This window comes from Mycoplasmopsis columboralis, from assembly GCF_900660675.1.
Lineage (GTDB): Bacteria > Bacillota_I > Bacilli_A > Mycoplasmatales > Metamycoplasmataceae > Mycoplasmopsis > Mycoplasmopsis columboralis.
Genome location: NZ_LR215039.1, coordinates 267,978 through 290,369 on the forward strand (window position 1 = coordinate 267,978; position 22,392 = coordinate 290,369).

5 protein-coding genes and 1 tRNA gene are annotated in these 22,392 nt (G+C 29.5%); 5 read left to right on the forward strand and 1 reads right to left on the reverse strand.

Annotated features, from left to right (window positions below):
- Positions 1-46: 46 nt before the first annotated feature.
- From EXC45_RS01050 to EXC45_RS01070, 5 genes are all read left to right on the forward strand, one after another.
- The gene (locus EXC45_RS01050) at positions 47-262 is read left to right on the forward strand and encodes an MAG6790 family protein (protein WP_036434655.1); all 216 of its coding nucleotides are present in this window, start codon (positions 47-49) and stop codon (positions 260-262) included.
- A gap of 96 nt (positions 263-358) precedes the next feature.
- Positions 359-1,501, forward strand: a complete 1,143-nt coding sequence (locus tag EXC45_RS01055) for a trigger factor-related chaperone (protein WP_036434657.1) — start codon at positions 359-361, stop codon at positions 1,499-1,501.
- A 73-nt stretch (positions 1,502-1,574) separates the two neighbouring features.
- Positions 1,575-1,665, forward strand: a tRNA-Ser gene (locus tag EXC45_RS01060).
- 350 nt (positions 1,666-2,015) lie between these two features.
- Positions 2,016-20,396 (forward strand): lipoprotein 17-related variable surface protein, encoded by an 18,381-nt coding sequence (locus tag EXC45_RS01065; RefSeq protein WP_036434659.1) that lies wholly within the window; start codon positions 2,016-2,018, stop codon positions 20,394-20,396.
- Positions 20,397-20,475: 79 nt separating this feature from the next.
- The gene (locus EXC45_RS01070) at positions 20,476-21,669 is read left to right on the forward strand and encodes an IS3 family transposase (protein ID WP_129693733.1); all 1,194 of its coding nucleotides are present in this window, start codon (positions 20,476-20,478) and stop codon (positions 21,667-21,669) included.
- An 84-nt stretch (positions 21,670-21,753) separates the two neighbouring features.
- On the opposite strand, the gene EXC45_RS01075 is transcribed toward EXC45_RS01070, so the two are convergent.
- The gene (locus EXC45_RS01075) at positions 21,754-22,308 is read right to left on the reverse strand and encodes an inorganic diphosphatase (protein ID WP_036435140.1); all 555 of its coding nucleotides are present in this window, start codon (positions 22,306-22,308) and stop codon (positions 21,754-21,756) included.
- Between the last annotated feature and the right edge of the window lie 84 nt (positions 22,309-22,392).

The following is a 22,392-nucleotide window of genomic DNA, read 5'->3' on the forward strand; positions in this document are numbered from 1 at the left end:
TATTATAATTAAAATGTAGATATAATCAAATTTTCGGAGGTTAAATATGTACAAATACAAAGCTAGATTAGTTGCTAATGGAGAAATTGTAGCTCAAGCTAACACCTTAGACGACTTAAGCGGTTTAATTAAAAGTTATCGCAGAGGCCAAAAACACGGTCTTCACACAAAGGCTAACGAAAATATCGAGGTTATACACATTGAAAGGGATAATTTACATGGTAAATACGCTTCTAAAGAAGTAGTTATCAAAATAGTTTAATTTTTTTCAATTTATGGTGTCGCTTTAGACACCTTTTTTATACAAAAATATCTTTTCTTAGTAAAATTTAAATATTATAAATAGAAAGAAGGATTAATGAAATTTTTAACCCATCCCATTAAATTAGACGTTGTGACTTGAGTTGAATATCAAAGCAATGCTCTTCAAAACTTACAAGAACAAGCAAAAACTAACAAGGATTTAAAAATTACTCAAGATAAAATTTTAGATCAAGCATCTAAAATGTATTTACTTCCTGAAATGCAAAAAGTATGAAATTCATACTTGCAAAAACAAGATAATATTATTTATTTTAGACCTATGGAAGTTATTTCAAAAATGACTCCAGATAAAATTGAAGGTGAATTCAAAATTTATTATTATGATCAATTAGATAAAATTAATTTAGAATTTGAACCGCAAAATAAAATCCAATTTCAGCCTGATTATGAAGAAAAAATTAAAACTTTTACTGAAGAATTTATTAAAAATTACACTTTCAGATTTTATTTAGATCCTGATCAACCTATTGCTGAAGGTAATTTAGTATATGTAAAAATTAGTGATTTAAAAGAAGAAAATTCACGTGTGTACTCAGTACATGCTGAAAATAATACTTCTAAAGTTTTAGAACATATGCTTTTAAATAAAAAAGTCGGTGATGTTTTTGAAACTGATAAGTTGGGTCAGCCTCTTAAAATCGAAATTCAAAGCGCAATGTATTACAAACAACGAGAAATCACCAACGAAAACGCAAAAGATATTTTAGGAAAAAGCTTTAATAATTTAGACGATGTAAAAAAAGATATTTATAAAACTACTCGTGAACAAGTTTTTAGTGATGCATTATTTAACTACGGAGTCAAAATCATTGATGAAGTTATTCAAAAAAGTCCTGTAGTAGAATTGCCACAAGATTTAATAGAAAATGATTTAAAACATTTTAATTTTGCCCCTACTTTTGAAGGTAATCCTGCGGAATACGTCACTGCTACTATTTATAACTTCTTTTGACAATTAGTTTTTAGAAATAAATTAAAAATCGATATTAAAGAAGAAGAATTTAAAAATGAAATTCGTTTTGCTCAAAACTTACTCCCAGAAAATCAAGATCATAATTTAAAAACTGAAGCAGTAGTGAATGCGATTATTTTCAAAAAAATTGCATTACATTATCTTCAAAAATACGAACCCCAAGTATACCAAGAGAACAAACAATACACACATTTAAGTAATTAATCAGCCTTTTATGGTTGATTTTTATTTTTTAACTTTTAAAATTACACTTTTTAGATATAATAAATAAGCAAACGGAACAGTACTCAAGAGGCTGAAGAGGCGGTCCTGCTAAGACTGTAGGGGAGGCAACTCCCGCGGAGGTTCAAATCCTCTCTGTTCCGCCATTTTTTTATGCCCTTTTTCATTTATATAATTTATTTTTTATAAAAAATAAAAAAAACTTATTTTTACATTTTTTATTTCAAAAACAAAAAAAAAAAAAAAAAATAAAGGCTTTTTGGCCTTATACACTATTTTTTAAAATAACCAAATTTGAAATTTTTATAAATTAATTTTATATACACATTTTACGGTACATAAGTGCCGTTTTTTTATTTTGTTTTAAAAGAAATTTACATTTTGATATCTAAAAGTATCTTTTCTTTGAATTTTGCAAAATATTTTTATTTTTCAAAAACATTTATAATGAAATTATATTTTTTTAAAATATTACATATTTTACTTAGGAGTTTATATGCCAAAAACATTGAAAACTAAATTAAAGAATAAGATAATAGGAAGTTCAATAGCTGGTTCATCACTTTTAGCTTCACTCTTGTCTTTTTCAGCAACCCCAAACGTAAATGATCAATATAATGAAATTATAGATGCAACATACTTGAGTCCTACCTTTACAAGTAACTCATTTCAAAAAAGTGTTTATCTTTCTGACGAAACTTTTAGTGATCCGAGTTATGACTACACCAACGACAAATGAAGACAATATGTCGAAAATTCTGCAGATTTAAACTATTCAACAATTGTGGAAGACAAAGTTTCGTGAATTACTGAATTTAATGGTGGAGCAACATACGAAAAAAATAACGAATATAGATACACATCAAATCCAGGATTTGGAATTTATTTTTCAGATGATCTTGAACTTGATGGGCCTATCGAAATTGATATCATTGACAAAGCTAACAATACTAAAAGTCATACCAGCTTCGCTATTCGTGAATTAGATAATGGTCAAAGTGGTACTGCATTTAATTTGTGAAGAACATCAGATAACGATGAATTGAATGTTACAAATATAGCAACAACTCAAAATAGCAATATTACCAGTCAACAACTTTACGATTCAATAACAAGTCAATACGGAATGGATCAAAAAGGGAATAACTTTGTAAGTAAATCAACTGAAATTGATTTAAGAAATAGAGTCGGTACTGTATTGTTCTTTTCTTATAGAACTGAAAAATATAGAACAGCAAAATTTGTAGTTAAATACAAAACTAAAACTAGAGCAAATTTCCAAAATAGAATTCTTAATGAATCAAGATTTCAAAAAGATTCAACTTCTTTTGTCGGAAGTGCTTATTTTGCTAAACTAAAATATAGTCGTTCATCACTATATACTTTTAATCGTGCGCCTATAGTTGAGGTTTCATTAGACGCAACAAACAACTATCCAGATCGTAGAGGATATGGTGCTCCTGGTATTAACTATACTCTTTACAAAAGAAAAACTACAACTTCTTGTGCAGGAGCTGCTGGAAATGCTAACTTTGCAAATTGTTTTGACAGAATTTATTCACTACCAACTTCATATGATTCAACTATTTTAAACACAACTAATGGGACATCTGTTAGAAGAAAATATAAATTGAATTTAAGATACACAGATTATTTAAAAACTTTGAATTCAAATAGCAATTATGTTTGAGTTTCTTCAATTAACACCAACAGTCCTTCAGCATCTAATTGAAAACCAATTACTAATGATAAAAGTTTTACTTTCAATCCACAAAACTTAACTTTCTCATTAACTAATACATTAGAATTAAAAGATGAATTAAAACAACTTACCGATGAACAATTAAGAAAAGTTGAAATTAGTGCAGATAAATACAAAAAACTAATTTCTGAGTTGCAATACTTGCCTGAAGTTACAGATAATAATATTGATTTGAGCGATTCAAAAATTGCTAATGATATTGCTTTTTTAAAAGCATTATTAAACAATCAAAGACAAGAGCTTTATACAAAAATAAAACAGTATTTAGACAATCCAGAAATTAACAAGTTTAAAGACAACACTGATATTTCTAGATATTGAAGCAATACTCAAAATAAACTTAATGCAATTAAAGATGAAGATAATACATCATCATTGATCCAACTAAGAGATAAACTAAAACAAGCTTATAATGCTTTTGATGATTTACAAAAGCGTATTTCAACATTGCCATTGCGTAATTCAATCAGCTCATTTGTGCGTGTTTTGGATGCTTCAATTTTAGAATCTTCAAATGATTCAGTGTCAAGCACAACCCCTGTTCCAAGTTATCCAAAATATAGAATTTCAGCTGGTCTTAATAATCCTAGTGACTACATCAGTAAAATGGTTTACAATAACAAAATTATTTCAATGCAGACAATTTTAAGATGAAATAATTACGTTTTTAGAAGAGGGGATGGAACCGAGGCTTCACTAAGTGCTAGCGACCAAACTACAGCTATTAACTACTATAGATCTGTGATAAACGAATGACAAGAAATAAGATCAACATACCAACAAAATTTCGAAAACAATACATTAACAGATGATCAACTTATAGAATATTCAAATAAAATACGTGATTTTTATAATAAACACGCCACTGGTTATTCTATTCCTGGAGTTTCAACACGTGATTCGGTTTATGTGTCAGGTTTAGGAGATTATATTGGTATTAGACAAAGAGATGGTTTAGATCCTATTTCTAGTGTTAGACCACTTTTCGTATATAGACTCCTTAACGATAATAGTTTATATAATCAAATGAATACAAATATTAGATTGGCTTGAAGTGGGCAAAGTGCTTATCGTTCTTATGATGTAATACTTCCTCTTTTCGGTTTTTCTAAACAAGATTTTTACGAACAAATTGATAATTATTTAGCAGAATTTAAATCTGTTCAAGGTAGAATTTACAACGAAAATAAAGAACCAAATGTAAATCAATCTATTTTAAGATTTATCAATGCAGCTGTAAATGCGAAAGACATTGATTCTTGATTAAAACATAGAGATTTAATTAAAACATCAGTTGATGATTTAACTCAACAAAGAAATGTTTATATAAACGATAGATTAAACACATGAAGACTTGTGTCACAAATTAAAAGAGCAACAGCTTCTGATTATGCAAGCGTGTTTGAACAAACTGATTCTCTTATTAATTCTCTAAATGAACACATCAATGTAGCAGAGCCAATTGTTAACACTATTAATTCAAACAGTTCCTTAATTAATCAAGAAGCAACAACTCAATCAACTAGAACAAAAACCAATTCAGATACTATAGAAGATATTTTATTGTCTGCCCCAACATATGAATCTTTAGTAAAAAACGAATTTAGTTCAGTGTTAAATAAACCTAATTCAACATTAGGAAGCCAATTAAACACAAGAATCTCAACTTTAAAACAAGATTGAATTGATAGAATGAATCAGTCAATTTCTCGTGTGCGTTCAGAATTACCAGATGATGGTTCAGCTGTTTTAGATTCAGATGGAATACCCGCTATTAGAACATATAACGGAGATACAACTTATAGCGATAGTAAAAGAAATAATATTATTGATTCCTGAAAAAGACTCAGAACAGCTCTACAAAATCTAAAAGAACAAGCAGAGCAAAGAATTATTCGTGAATTTAAGGATCAATCTAAAGCTAAAATAGATCAACTTCTTTATCTTTCAAGGCAATTAAGGGACAATTATAAGCAAAAAATTGAAGCTGAAAGTGATTTTTCTTTAATTAATGAACTTGTTTTTGAAGCACAAGATTTAGATGAATACACTAAAATCGGAATTATTCCAATTGTTGAAGAAGCTAAAAAAACATTAAAACATGTTTTATATAAATCTTCAGATATATCACTTAAAACTAATTACAAAAATGCTTTAACAAAAATCGCTACTCTTTTAGGAACAACATATGATGAACAATTGAGCGCTGGCCATGATTTTCCACTTAAAAGTGATAATGATTCTAATTCGGTACAAAGTCAAAAACACCACCAATTACAACTAGATTCTCAAGCTGAATTTAAAAAACTTGCTCAATTTGCTTTAGAATATAGCAAAGCAAAATCAGCTCTAAATGGTGCAGTAGTTAATATCAATTCAAACAAAGATAATAAAAAACAATATACTGCTTCATCACAACAAACAACTGATTTTACAGCAGAAATAATAAAAAATCAATCTCCTGAAGGAGTTGAAAATTACGAAAATTGAACAGTTCAAATTACTTCTGTAAATGAACAAAATGATAAAACTGGTTCTCTTAATGTTGGATATAAAGTTTTAAACGCTCATACTAATACCTTGTCTGAAGAGAGATTTGTCACAATAAATGGATACAAAACTGAAAGTGAGCGTTTAGATGAAGTTCTAAGAGCGAAATCAGGTGAAAAAGTTATTGCTAATTTATTAACCCAAACTGAAAAAGAAAATTCTCCTTCTCAAATTCAAAAAACAACTATTGAAGAAAAATTAAACGCAATTTTTGCTTCAAGTAACGCAAAAGTCGCTGACGTGTCTTTAATACCAAAAGATGCCGAAGGAAAATTAGGAATTACTTATAAGTTAATTTCTACTTTACCTAATTTAACTGACGTTAAATCAACCCTAAGCAACAATGACATTATCTTAACAGACAGATCAAAAGACAATGAAATTACTGGATTTGCCGATAAAGAAGCTGAAAGAAATAGACTTAAACAAATTGTTTTAAGTTTTGATTATATAAATAAACAAAACATTGTTCCTTATGATAATGCAACATTAAGCGCTGATCAACTTACAATTTCAAGTAATCAAAACACTCAAAGAATTGCTTCAGGACAAAATAGTTTTATTTTTGCTGACCAACAATTTTCCGTTTCTTCAATTACATTCACAAATGCCGATCCAAGAAATGGAACAGTTAATGTTTTATATACTCTTCGTTCACTAAAACCTGCATATACTGATGTTACAGTTACTATTAGTGAAGCAACAGAGGCAAACAAAATTAACTTATTTTTAACTGAGTCTCGTCGTTTAGATCAAGCAATATCTACAGCAAATAACTTAGCTTCAGAACTTTTTACCGATTCAGGAGAAAAAGACAAATTGGCAACCGCAGTTACTGAGCAAAATATTATCGATGAACTTACAAATTATTTCAGTTCACAAAGTGCAAACGCTATAGATTTAACAGAAGTTAATAAAAATGTAAACAACGGAACAGTTGCATTTAAATACAAATTAATATCAACTAAAACCAATTTAACTGATGTAAAATCAACCAATAGTAGTAACTTAATTACTATAAGTGGATTTAAATCTGTTGAAAGTGAAACTCAAAGACTTCAAAATCTTCAAAGCGCAATTACTTCCGCTGATTACGTAACCAAAGAAAATAAAGTTATTTCAGAAACCTTCTCTAATATTTTTAGTGGAAATACAACTTATCAAGTCAGAGATATTAATGATGAACAAGTTAGAAACTTTAGAATTACAATTAGTGTAAATGGGGTTTCTTACACTTCAGAATATGAAAACGGAAAACAAGTATTCAAGAATCTTGGTGCTTATGTTAAAAAATATGCATTTGGCTCATTAACATATTCAAGAGATAGATCTGGTGAATTAACTCCATTTGGTGTGGCTTTAGGTACTTTAACTGAAGAATTCGATTCACAAATTAATTTAAATGTTACTTCACAATCTGACGGAGAAGGTAAACTAAAAATTACAGGATTTAAAACTGAAAAACAACGTCTTGATGAATTAGTCGATGCTAAACAAAATAACTTAGCGGCATTATTTACCGACGCAGACAAAAACGTTTTTGCAAATGAAGTTACTTTAGATCAAATTAAAGCCAAAATTGCACAACTTTATCAAAATGATCGTGTTGGTGTAGGTTCTACTGCTTCAACATTTATCGATGGTTCTTTGACAAAAGATGTTGAAAACGGAACCATTACATTTAAATACAAAATTAACGGACAACACTTCCTTTTAGCAAGCATTATTTCTAAAGAAAGTAATTCAATTACTGTAAGCGGATTTAAAACAATTGCTCAAGAAAAACAAAGACTTGACACATTGGGCACTCAAGTAAGTGCTATAAGTTATTCAGAGAAAAACTTCTTACTTAATTACCCAACAGCTCAAACTTTAGAACCATCAAAACTTACCATTACCATCACTGATGAAAATAATAATTCACATGTATCAACTTGAAATGGTTCTGAACTTGTATTTGAAGACTTACAAGCTAAAGTTGTTGATTTAACATTTGGCGCAATTACAAATAGTAACGATTTAAATGGTTCGCTTCCAGTTACTTTCAAACTTCAAAGTACAAACCCTTCAATTGTTAATGCTAATAAAACAGTTCAAAGCGATCAAGTATCAAAACAATTAAACGGATTTAAAACTGAAGCTGAAAGATTAAATGAAGCAATTCCAACTTTAGGAATTACCGATGAAAAAGTAAGTGCATTAATAGCTAACAAAAAAAGAGATGTAAATTCAATTACAAAACAAGAGATTTTAGATGCTATATTATCAATTGCTCAAAATGCTTTAAATACTAAAAACAGTACTGTTACATTAGATAACATCACCATTTCAGAACAAAGTTCTGAAAACGGAACAATTACATACGAATACACCATTAACTCAACAAGAGATCTTTTAAATGGGCAAAACAATAATCCTTTAGTTAAATCAACTTCTACCGGATCTATTAATTTAAGTGGTTTTACCAACGAAGCGAGAGAGCAAGCTAAAGTAAATAATCTTGCAAGTTCAATTCGAAGAATTACCTATAAAGGATCTTCAACAATTGTCCCTAGTGAAGGACCACTAGATTACAAACAACTAGAAGTAGTTTTTGTTAAAGATAATGTTGAATATGTAGCCAAATATCAAGAAGGAAACGAAAACAAACTTGTTTTTGAAAATAATCCTCTTGATGTAGACTTAACTAATATTTCATTTACTGTTGATACTACAAAATACACTGATGATGTGGCTGGAACAGTTAAGGTAAACTTTGATGTTCAATCAAACATTCGTGATTTTTCAAGTGTTAAAACTAGTGTTTCAAATCAAGCAATTACTGGATTCAAAACTGAATTACAACGTTTAAATGAATTAGTAAATTCTAATTTATCTTCAAACATTAGTTTTAGTGATGATGAAAAACAAAAACTTCCTTCTCAAGTCAATAATAGAGATATTCTTGCAAAAATTCAAGCAGTATTTAATGCTAATGCCAATAAATCTAATCCTAATTTTGCACCTGGTTCACTAACAAAAGATGATCAAGCAGGAACAATTACCGTCACATTTGGCCTTACTACAACTAAATCTGTTGATGTGTCAGTTAAATCTACCGATACTAAAACATTAACATTTACAGGATTTGGGACATTAGGTCAAGAAAAAACCAGGCTTGATGAATTGTTAAATGCATTAAATGATTCTAATATCGATTATTCAGATAAAGCAAAAACTCCTTTATTGACTGATTTTGTTAATACTAATGTTTTATGAAAACTTTCTACAGAAAGTAACTTTAATACATCATTACAAAACAATGATGAACAAGTAGAAATTGAAATTGATTCATTTAATGACAAAAATGATGTTAACGGAACTGCAACAGTTAGATATAGACTTCATTCAACTAAACCTGGTTATGCAAATATTTATTCAGAATATAAAGTAGCAAACTTAAGCAACTTCCAAACAGAAGCTCAACGTTTAACTGTCATTTTAAAAGCTGATAATAACCAACAAGAAAGCAAGGCACATTTAGATGCATTAAAAGCGCAAATCCCTTCTGAAGTAACTAAAGCTCAAGTTAAAGAAAAACTCAACATTGACTTTAATCACGATAATTCAGATGTTGATTTAAATTCAATTAACTTAACTGCAAATGATAATGACGGAACTTTAACTATTTCATACAAATTAGTTTCAACTAGAGATAACTTAACTAATGTACTTTCAAGTGAAGCTAGAACAATTGCTTTAACAAACATGCGTTCAGCTCAAAGTGAAAAAGAACGGCTAAATAATTTATCAACAAATGCAACATTAAATTACAGTGACAAAGCCAAAACTCCACAACTTACAGAGTTTAATTTAGCAAACTTAAGCATTACCATTAATGGAGAAAATGGAGTTTATAACGCAAGTGAACAAGCATTTGTGTTTGCAACTAATAAAGCTAAAGTTAAAGATATTACATTTAAAAATAAAAATGATGCTGGGGATGCAACTCACTCTGATAACAGTGGTAGTGTAGATATTGAATACAAAATTTATTCAACTGAACCTGCTTTTGCAACTTTAAATGTTGTTAGTGATTCAGCTACTAAAACAGTAAGCGGATTTGTGAGCGAGCAACAACGGGTAAACTCTGCTAAAACAGATGTTGAAAGCGCAATTAATGCCGATACTTTAATAGCTAACAAAAATAGAACTACATCTCAAGTAACTGACGAAGAAATTTTAAACGCTTTAAAAGGACAAATTTCTGCTCAAACACTTGTAAGCGCTTCTGATTTAAGTGTAACTAAAGATGCTGATGCTGGAACTATTACTGCTACTTGAAAAGTAGTCTCAACTCGTGAAGGGTTTAACGAATCTTCAACTGAACCAGTAAAAAGTATTCAAAGCATTAAAACAACCTTAACTGGATTTATTTCAAAAACTCAAGAGCAAGAAAGAATTAATAATTTAGCAACACAATTTACCAGTGCTGATTATGCTCAAAAAACTAATTTAATTACTGCTACAGATTTAACTTATGAACAATTAAGCACAATCTTTACAGTAGAAAACAATCCAATTTCATTTGCTTACTCAGCTACAAATCCAAATAAACTAGTAACAAGTTCAAATGTAGATGCCGAAATTACAAACATAACATTTGCTCAAAAATCAAACACAAATGATCGTGATGGTCAAATTCAAGTTACTTTTGAACTTCACTCAACCAAACCTGGTTTTGAAGATGTTAAACAAACAGTAACTGCAACTCTAAGTGGATTTAAAACCGAAACTCAAAGACTTAATGAAGTTTTAAATTCTAAATCTAGAGATATTGACGCTTTAGAATTTACACAAGACATCAAAGACAAAGGTGCTTCACAAGTAAGTGATGCTCAAGTTATAACACTCCTTAATTCAGCTTTAAATAACACTGATTCACTTGTTAAATCTGAAGGAATTATTGGTTCAATTACTAAAAATAATGAAGCTGGAACAATTACTGTTGAATTTAAACTAAATTCAGCTAGAGAATCATTAGAAAGTGTTCAATCTTCACAAACACACACCGTAACATTTAACGGGTTTAAAACAAATAATCAAGTAAAAGAAGATTTAAATAATTTAATTTCTAATTCAATTAACATTGATTATGCAGATAAAGCAAATCTTCCAAGTACAACTACTTTTGCTAAAAATAAATTTACTTTTGCTCCAAAAGACTCAACTCAATCATGAATGAGTCAAGTTTCTGGTGAAGATGTTTTAATTGGTGAGCCAGTGTTTGCCAAACTTGAGGAATTTGAAGTTACTTCAAAAGATGATAAAACAGGTTCAATCGCAGTAAGATATAAATTACGTTCAACCAAAGCCGGATTTGAAAATGTTGTAACTGAATTTTCAACTTCAACAAGTATTTCAGGATTTAAAACTGAATTACAACGTTTAAACGAAGTGTTAAATGGCACCGATGCTTCAAGTGTTGATTATGCACAAAAAGCAACAGTTAGTCCTTCAACTGTGACTGCGCAAGATCTTATTGAGCAAATAAAAGCTCTTTACAGTAATTCACAAGCTTCTCTTGTTGCAAGTGATTTAACACTTACACCAAATAATGAAAATGGTTCATTAACCATTTCATACAACATTACCTCTACACGTGAAGGCTTAACTGATGTTCAATCAAATGTTGGTAAAACCATTACAATTACTGGATTTATTTCGAACTCTCAAGAAGCTACTCGTTTAAACGAATTGCTTCAAAGAGCTCAAGTTTCATACAAAAACAAAGAAACCTTGCTTCCAGGAAAAACACAATTTACCCTTGAAAATCTAGAAGTAACCATTGATGGAGTTAAAGGTGTTTGAGATTCTCAAAGTCAATCATTAAAATTTGATGCACCAGTAAGTGCTGAAATTAAATCAGCTCAATTTAATAATCCAAATGATCGTGTTGGTTCAGAATCAGTAACCTTTAAGTTATATTCAACCAAGCCAGGATTAACCACTCAAGAAAGTGCTCAAAAAGAATATTCAATTAATGGCTTTAAAACAGAACAGCAAAGATTAAATGAGCTGCTTACAGCTAAAAATGAACAAATCAATAGTTTAACTTATCCTAATGCTCAAAATAAAACAGCTAGCGAATTAACTAATGAATTAGTTGCTACTCAATTAAATACATTATTTACCAATGATGAAGCTAAAATTCAAGCTTCAAACATTGTATCAATTACCCCAAATAATGACAACGGAACTGCAGTTGTAGTCTTTAAAGTAAATTCAGCTAGAACTGATCAACAATTAGCTGATGTTGTTTCATCAGAAACTGCTTCAAAAACATTTAGCGGATTTATTACCAAAGAGCAAGAAACTCAAAGATTAAATACTTTATTAACTGACATTTTAAGAAACATAAATTACACTGACAAAGCCACTTGACCTACTGCCACAACCTTTAACAATGACAATGTAACATTTGAATACAATTCTCAAAGCATGCACGGTTTAGCAATCTTAGAACAAGCAAATGCTAAAGTTTCTGCAATTGATTTTGATGAGAAAAACGACAGAGACGGTTCTGTAAAAATTGCTTTAACCTTAACTTCAACAAAACCAGGTCTTGAAGATGTAAGTGTAAGCAATTCAAACACTAAAACTACTGTAAGTGGATTTAAAACTGAAATTGACCGTTTAAATGCTTTAGTAAATACTACTGATGTGTCAACTAAAGATGTTAATAATAAAGATCAAAAACCTGCTACAAGCATAACCAAAGAAGAAATCAAAGCATTATTTGACACTGCTTACAGTAATGAAAGTGCTCAAATTAATGTTGAAGACATCACATTAACTGCAAATAATGAAGAAGGAACTTTAAAAGTTGTTTATAAATTAACTTCAACTAAAGATTCCTTAACTGATTTAAAATCAACTCAAACCAAAGAACTTACATTAAATGGTTTTAAATCAAACAACACCGAAAAAGATAGATTAAATGCTCTATTAAGAAAAGCAACTATCACTTATGCAGATAAAACACACATGCCAAGTGAAACTAATTTAGATCTTTCTCAAGTAACCATTACAATTGATGGAACCGTAGGAACTTACAATCCACAAACTCAGTCATTTGTCTTCGAAGGAGATATAAACGCTGTTATTTCTGGTGTGGCAATTGTTGAAACTTCAAGAGATGATGTAAATGGAACATTAACAATTCAAGCTACAACAGCAACCTCAACCAGAGAAGGTTTCACCACAATTCAAAGTGGAACAGGTGTGGTTGCTAGTTCACAACTTGACGGATTCAAAACTGAAATTCAACGTCTAAATGAACTTGCTGCACAAAACAGAGGAACTGTAAAAGTTGCAACAAGTGTTGACAAAACTCAAAAACTACCTTCAGAAATTACCAAAGATAATTTAGTATTTGAAACAAATACAACCGATAGATATAAAATCGATCCAGCTAAAGCAACATTATCAGCAAATGATCAAAGTGGAACATTAACAATTACATTCCCTCTTACAACAACTAGAGATAACGAACTTGGTCAAAGTGTCTCTTCAACTCAAACTGTAACTTTAACAATTAATGGATTTGAAACAGCTTATGAACGTTCAAAAGATAACTTAGACAACTTTGATAACACTAAAGTTGTAATTGACAGTAATTTAGATAATAAAACTTCTAACCTTCCAAATAATGATGGTGCTAAAAACAAAGACAATTACACTCCTACAATTACAAACAACAGTGATCAAAATATTGTTGCCCAAATTATCGGAGTAATTGGACATGATTTAGTTAACGGGAAAACTTTAGTTGCTTATAAATTAGTTGACAACAATCCAGATCACACTAATCCAACTACTGGAGCAAAACCAGAATCAAAAGTATTCTTTAAAGTAGTTGATGGTTTTGAAACTGAAGCTCAACGTTTAGAAAAACTTAAAGACACAATTAATAACGCTTTTACCTATTCAGACACTAACAAGCCTCAAGCTTCAACTCTTCCAAGTGTTACAGAAGAAAATTCATTTAACTTTAATTCAACAACACTTTCAGATAATCAAGTGTCAACTCAAAAAGGTACCAAAACAAACAATGACCATAGCGGTGAAGTAACTTATAATTACTCAATTAATACAACTAAACAACCAAATGAACTTTATTCAGTTGATAATTCAACTCTTGACGCTACAGCTCAAAGAGATTTAGAAACATTTAAAGCAAGCAGCTTTGCTTCTCCAACTGAACAAGAATTCAAAGTAAGCGTTGCTAATACAAAAGTATTTAATGGATTTTTAAATGATGATCAAGATTTAACAAATAAAATTAATGCACTTAAAGATCAAATTGATCAAAAAGAGAATCTTTCTCAAGAAGAAAAAGACAAATTAAAATCTGATTTAGATAAGATTAAAGATAACTTTGATGCAACTAAAGATACCGACAATCAGGCACATCAAAAAGCTCTTGAAGCAATTGAAAATGTTAAAGAACTTGCTGACTCAACCGATGAAGCTAAAGCTCAAGAAATTGCTAATGTAGATCAAAATTATCCAAATTTAAACAAGGCTCAAAGAGATCAAGTTAAAGACAATATTAAAAACTCAAACAAACTTGATATTCCTAACTCAACTCTTCCTACTTTAGACGAAGTAAAAGATGAGGCAAGTGCTTTAAATACTTCAATGGGAGTAACTGCCAATAAAGCAAATAATAATGATACCTTTAAAGCTTCTCCGATATACGCAAGCGCTTCAGACGCTCAAAAAGACCTTTATGAAAAAGCAATTCAAGCGGCTAAAGATTTAATTCCAACTCCAGATTCAAGTGATGGAACAAACGCAAAAACTCCTGTACTTGATGGAATCACTACTTGACAAGATTCAATTGACAAACCAACTAATTCAAATTATTCAAAAGAAGCTGTAGATGAATTAAATAGAGTAATTGACGAAATTATTGCTGATATGACTACTCTTAAAAATCAAAAAGATGCAGCCAAAGCAGCTATTGATGCTTTACCAAATCTTTCAGATCAAGAAAAACAACACTTTAAAGATTTAGTTGATCAAGCTCAAAGCGGTGAACAAGTTACAAATATTTCACAAAATGCTTCAAATATTAATGATGAAAAAACTGCGTTAATCAATTCTGTTGATACCGATCCACAATATCAACATTTAAACACCTCACAAAAGCAAGCACTTAAAAAAGAAATTAAAAACTCTAATAAAGTGCCAGGACTAGAGCCTCAAACTGATGCAGTACTTGCCAAAGGACAAGCGTTAAATAACGCAATGAAATCTCTTAAAGATGCAATTGCAACTTCAAATGTTTTCCAACAATCACAAGATTTTATTGCTTCAACTGATGCTGACAATAAAGACAAACTTCAACGTGCAACACAAGGAGCTCAACAATTGGTAAATAATACCAACCCTAGTGCTCAACAATTAGCAAATCTTCCTACTGCTGTAGTCCAAGAAAATGCTAACTGAAATAAAGAAGCGGTTGATAAGCTTAAAAACGATATTGAAAACTTAATCTTAGAAATTGGCGGAAATGTAATTGATTCACTTAAATATCTTTCTGAAGATGAGAAAAATAACTTTAAAGAACAATTAAATAACGCAACTGATCAAGCCACTCAACAAGCAATTATTAATAAAGCTAAAGAAGATAATGCTGCTAAAAAAGCAATTGCTGATACTATTAATAATTTAGAACACTTAAACCAAACTCAAAAAGATGCTTTAATTGACGAACTTAAAAACTCAAACCTTAATGCTATTGAAGGTTCAGAAAATCCAACTTCTCAATCAGTATTAGATAAAGCTAATGCGTTAAATGACAAAATGAAAGAACTTAAAGACATTAACGCTAAAGCTAAAGAAGTAATGAGTGGTGATAAATATTCAGACGTATCTCAACCAAACAAAGATAAACTTGAGAATGCTTCAAATGTAGCTGATGACATTATCGGAAATAAAAACCCACAAGCTGATAAAGTTGATGCTATTGGTGATTTAGATGGCTTAAATGCTAACGCTACTAAAGAGCAAGTAGAAACTTTAATTGAAAAACTTCAAACCGCAATTAAAGAGTCGCTCAAAGATCAAATTGATCATTTTGACAATCTCAATGAAAACGAAAAACAAACTCTTAAAGATGCTTTAGATAATCCAGACACAAATACTCCAGAAAAAATTCAAGAAGTAATTGATCGTGGTAAAGCTATAAACGATAAAAAACAAGCAGCTATTGACGCAATTAATGGAAAAGAATATCTCAGTGATGATGAAAAAGCTCAATTAATTGACAAAGTCAAAGCAGTTGATTTCTCAGATAAAACTCAAGATGAAACCAATGATCAAAAAATAGCTGAAATATTAAATGAAGCAACAACTAAAGATAATGACAAAAAAGCTGAAGTAGATAAAGTTCTTGCTTTAGAAAACCTAAATCAATCACAAAAAGACTACTTTAAAGAAGAGATCAAAAAATCTAATTTAGAAACAATAGATGGTTCAAGCAATCCTTTAACTGCTGATGTGGTCGCTAAAGCAACTGCTTTAGATACATCAATGAAGCACTTAAAAGATCTTGCTGGTGAATCTACTGAGGTTAAAGAAACACCTTTATACAAATCAGCTTCTCAAGAAGACAAATCTAAATATCAAGATTTAATTGACGCTTCAAAAGAACTCATTAATAACCAAAATCCTGATGCAAATAAAGTTGCTACAGTGGATAATTTAAACGCTCCAGACACTCCAAATTGAGATAAAGACTCTGTTGATAAATTAATTAACGCAATTGAAAACTCGCTTAAAGAAGCGCTTAAACATTCAATTGACAACATGGATAATCTTTCAGATGATGAAAAAGAAAAATTCAAACAAGCAATTGATGACGCTACTGATAAAACAACACTTGATCAAGCAATTGAAAACGCTCAAAACACAAATGACGCAAAACAAAGAGAAATTGATAATGTTGATCAAAACTATCCTCATTTAAATCAATCTCAAAAAGACGCTGTTAAAGAAGCAATTAAAAATGCTAACTTAAGTGCAGATACTAAACCAGGAGCTAAAACTGTTGAACAAGTAAAAGCAGATGCACAATCACTTGATGATTCAATGGCTAAACTTGATAAATTAATCAAAGAGCAAGATAAAATGCATCAAAATGATATTTATCAAAATGCTTCACAAGAAACTAAAGATAAATATGACAATGCTGTAAATGCTGGTAGTTTACTTGAGAAAAATACCAATCCAGATGTTTCTAATATTGATGGAGTAACTCCTCAAGATAGCGCTAACTGAAACAAAGATGCAGTAGATTCACTTATTAGCGCAATCGAAAAAGCTCTTAAAGATTCAGCCAAAGAAGCAATCGATAACTTACCAAATCTTAATGATGCTGAAAAAACTACTCTTAAAAAACAAATTGATGACTTAAGCGATTCTTCTCAAGAAGAAATTAATAAAGTTATTGACAAAGCCAAAGAGCTTAATGATCAAAAACAAGCAATAATTGATCAAATTAACAATCAAGAAAATCTTTCACAAGATGAAAAAGATAAGTTAATTAAAGATGTTAAAGATGTCACTTTAACTGATCCACAAACAAATGATCAAGCAAACGAACAACTTCAAAATATTAAAAACAACGCTGAAGACATTAACAATCAAAAACAAACTGAAATTGACAAAATCAATAATTATGAACATCTAAACCAAGATCAAAAAGATCATTATGTAGCTGAAATTAAGAAATCAAATCTTAATAATATTAATAATTCAACAAACGCTTCAACAGCTGAGGTTGCAAAACAAGCAAGTGATTTAAACGATTCAATGAAAGCTCTCAAAGATGCTTTAGTTGATGTAAATAATCTTGATGAAAACATCAGTGATCACTTAAATGAAGATAAAGCTGCTTTACTTGATGATTTAAATACAATTGGAAAAGATTTAGTTAAAAATAAAGCTACTGAAGATGCTTTAATTGACAAAGTTAATAAATCACTTAACAACGCAACACAACTTGATAAGAATCCTTCAGCTAATTGAGATAAAACAAATGTTGATAAATTAACTCAAGCTCTTAAAGATTCCCTTAAAGATGCTTATAAAGATGCAATCGATAATTTACCAAATCTTAATGATGCAGAAAAAGAAACTCTTAAAAACCAAATTGATGCTTTAGATGCTGCACATACCACTAAAGAAGAGTTAGATAAAATCTTAGATAGAGCCAAAGAAATTAATGACAAAAAACAAGCTGCTATTGATGAAATTAACAAATTACCACATTTAAGCGAAGAAGAAAAACAAAGTCAAATAGATAAAATCAAAGGTGTTGATTTCTCAAATAACCAAAATGATTCACAAAACAATCAAACACTTGAAGATATCATTGATGAATCTCGGGATAAAGATTTAACTAAAGCTCTTGAAGAGTACACCAAAGATCATTTAAATAACAATAATGCCGATGAAGCACAAAAAGAATTAAATAAAATCAAAGATTTAATTGATAGCTTTAAAAAATACGATCAAGCTCACAACAAAGATACTTCATATGATAAATATGACAAACTTGTTGATTCATTAACCAAAATTAATGACATCAAAAAAGCATATGAAGCATACTTAAATAGTGATGTTGCACTTGCAGAGCAATATACTCAAAACAAAGACGCTTTAGAAAATGCTATTGAGCAATTAAGTAATTCATTGAATACTTTAGATTCAACTCAATTAAACAATGATGCTTTAGAGAAAGTTAAAGAAGATTTAAAAGCTCAAGCTAATAAAGAAATTAACTTAGCTAAAGCTGAAATTGAAATTGTTGAAGCAATTAAATCTCTTCCAGATACCAATGATGCTAATGCATTTAATCAAGCAATCGCAGATGCTTTAGCTAAAATGCAAGCAGCTCAAGATCCAAAAAATAACGATCTGTTAAATAACTTGCTAGATGAAGCATTAAATTACCCAGATCTTGTGGCTAAAACTAATACCGAAGAAGGGCTTTCAACTCAAGAATACAACAAATTTAAACCAATTTTAGATATTGTTAAATCACCAGTTGTTCAAAGCGCTCTTCAAAATTACGGGCCTCATCCAAAACATCTCAGCAATGAACAAAGATCTGACATTATTGATCAAATTAATAAATTACCTTATCTTTCAGATTCTGAAAAACAAGACTTTATCAATCAAGTAAATAACACTGACAACACTTCAGATGCGTTAGCTATTTTAAATAAAGCTAAAGAATTAAATCAAACCAAAAAAGAATTAGCTGATATTGTGCTAGCACACAAACATTTAAATGATTCACAAAAACAAAATTTTGTTGATCAAATCAAACATAATCCTTATGTAGCTAAAACACCTAATGATAAACCAATGGATCAAATCTTGCAAGAAGCCAAAGAACTTGATGACAAGATGAAAGAACTTATTGATGAAGTGGCCAAAGCTCAGCAAACTAGAAATTCTTCAATTTATAGTAATGCAAGCGAACTTGCTAAAATGGATTTTGATGAAGCTATTGTTGATTCACTTAAAGTAATTAACAATCAAACTCCATCAGGATATTCAACTCCAAATCTAAATAAAGAACAAGTACAAACTTTAATTGATAAGCTTAAAGATCTAAAAGATAAATTACTTGATAGCGCAATTGATAAACTTCCAAATCTTAGTGATAAACAAAAAGAAGATTTCAAAAACCAAATCAAAAACAGCACTGATGATGCTCAAAAAGAAGATATTATCAATAAAGCTAAAGATTTAGATGAAAAACTTTCTGAGTTAATTGATAAACTTAAAGAACTTGAAAGTCAAAAAGATCCGCTTAAAGCAAGTGAAATTGAAAAAGAAATTGATGCTTTAATTGAACAAATTAAAAAAGAACATCCAAACTTTGATGAAACTCCATTTAAAGACACCAAAAACGCAATTAAAGATAATAAAGCTTTAAATGATGCTTTAGATAAATATCGTAATTCGAATGTTAACGATGATAATTACTTAGAACTTAAAAACAATTTACAAGACCTTGTAAACAAAGTAATTACAAACATTAACAATCCTCACAAAACACTTAATGATTTAATTAATAAAGTGCTTAATTCAAATAAAGAACTCAAAGCACAAGGACAATCTGAAATTGACCTTGTTGACTCATTATTAGATCTGCTTAAAGACAAATTTAACGACGCTAATAAAGTTAATAATGAGTTAGGGTACTTTGACAAATACAATGCATTTGTTAATGAGTTAGAACAAAAACACTACTTTGATGTTTTAAACAAAATCAGAGAAAACAACAATGTCGCTCACAAAGATGTAATTGCTTTAATTAAATCAATTAGCACAGATGAAGTTTCAAATGTAATTAAATCTGCTTTTGATAAAAACCTTGAAAATGTAAAAGAATCAACATCAAGCAAATTTATTTGATGATGAATCATTCTTACTATCGGAAGCTTAAGTTTAATTGCCTTAATGATTGCTGCTGCTAAAAAATTCCAAAAACAAAACTAAAAAAATGCACTAATTTCTAAACTAGGACAAGAAAATTGGACATTCTTGTCCTTTTTATATAATCTTTATAGGAGAAATTATGAAACAGTTAAAACCCGTAGAATGAAAAGAATGATTTAAGTTATATCAAAATTATAAATCTAACATAATTTCATACAGTGAATATCTATTTTTGACTAAAAGCCAGTTTCAAAAAGATTGAAGAAACCCTTATGTTAGATCTTGATTTAGAAAAAAATATAAATGATTTCAAACTAATGAAGATGTTTTGGTATCCAAAACAGGAACTGCCCCAAAGAAAGGAAAGGGTTCTGGAAGACCTTTAAAAAGACCTGACCCTAGTCAATACTCAAGAACAGATCTAGAAGAAATAGTGAAAATATACAGAGAGATTTTTCCAGAAATATCTGAAAAAGAAATTCAAAGAAGAATTAAAAAAAAGGGCAAAAAGTTAAGTGCCAAAGTTTTAACTCAAGAATTTGGAATCCCGAAATCTACATATTATTACAGACTTAACTCAAAAGGAAGAAGTTTTACTGAAGATAAAGAAACAATTGATTTGATTGTTAAATCTTTCTTTGAAAATAAATCAAGATACGGTAGAAAAAGACTTGAAATTTATATTCTTAAAAAATATGGTAAATGCATAAATTATCGAAAAATAGGGAGAATTATGCAAAAACTCAACTTAAAATGTTCTACTCGTATTCCAAAAAGAAAAAGAGAAATTAAAAACTTAAATGTTAAATTTCAAGATTTGGTAAAACGAGATTTTTCCGGAAAAACAAACAATATTATTGCTACAGATGTTTCATACATTCCTAATATTTATAGTGAAATGGGTAATCATTTTTATCTATCCATAGCAATTCATCACAAAACTAAGAAAATAATAAATTGAAATTTGAGCAAAAACAATGATTTAGATTTAGTCATAAATCATATAAAGCATATTAAATTCGATCGAGAATGAATAATTCATTCAGATCATGGTTTTCAATATTCTTCAAAAGAGTATCAAAAGATCATTTCTGAAAATAATGGAAAAATATCAATGGGAAGAATTGGAAACTCATTAGATAATAGAGAAGCGGAATATTTTTTCTCAGTTATTAAAAGTGAATGTTTAAATGACCCCAAAGTAAAATATATGAAATTTGAAGAGTTAAATGAATTAATAACAAACTATATTAATTGATACAATAATGATAGATTTCAATCTCAAATGGATTGAAAAACACCTCAACAATGTTGAGATGTGTGTGTTTTTTAAACTGTCCAACTTTTGTGTCCTAGTTTATTCGTAATGAAATTAGTGTTTTTTTGCACAAAAAAACCTACACAAAGTAGGTTAAAATTATTTAGTATATTTTTCTGGGTGTTTTTGTTGCATTAGTTTAATGAATTCTTTTTTATCCATTGAACCATATTCGTTCATTAATTGCACACATTCTTCATACTCAGCAAGTGCTCATTGTACATCTTCAAAACCATCGACAGAAGTAATCCCTGGACGTTTTCAGTTTTTGTATGTGCTAAAGAAAGTTTTGACAGTATCTAAAAATGGTAAAGGTAAATCACCTAATTCTTTGATGTGATCTAAACGATAATCATCTGCGTGTACAGCAATTAATTTAGTATCTGTTTCCCCATCATCAATCATTTTCATAGCTCCAATAATACGAGCTTTAAGAACTGACCCAACAGCAAATTGTTCATCAGAATATACTAAAACATCAAGTTCATCTCCATCTCAATCAAGAGCATTTGGAATAAATCCGTAATTAGCTGGATAAACAAAATCTCCTCTTAAAATTCTATCCACTTCAATTTCACCAGTTTTACGGTTGTATTCATATTTAATACGAGAATTTTTTTGAATTTCGATTTTTACATCAATAATATTTTTCATATTTTAAATAATAGCATTAAACGCTTAAAATGAAAATAGTTTTTCAAAATGAAAGCGTTTTCATTAGGAAAAAAGTATAATTTT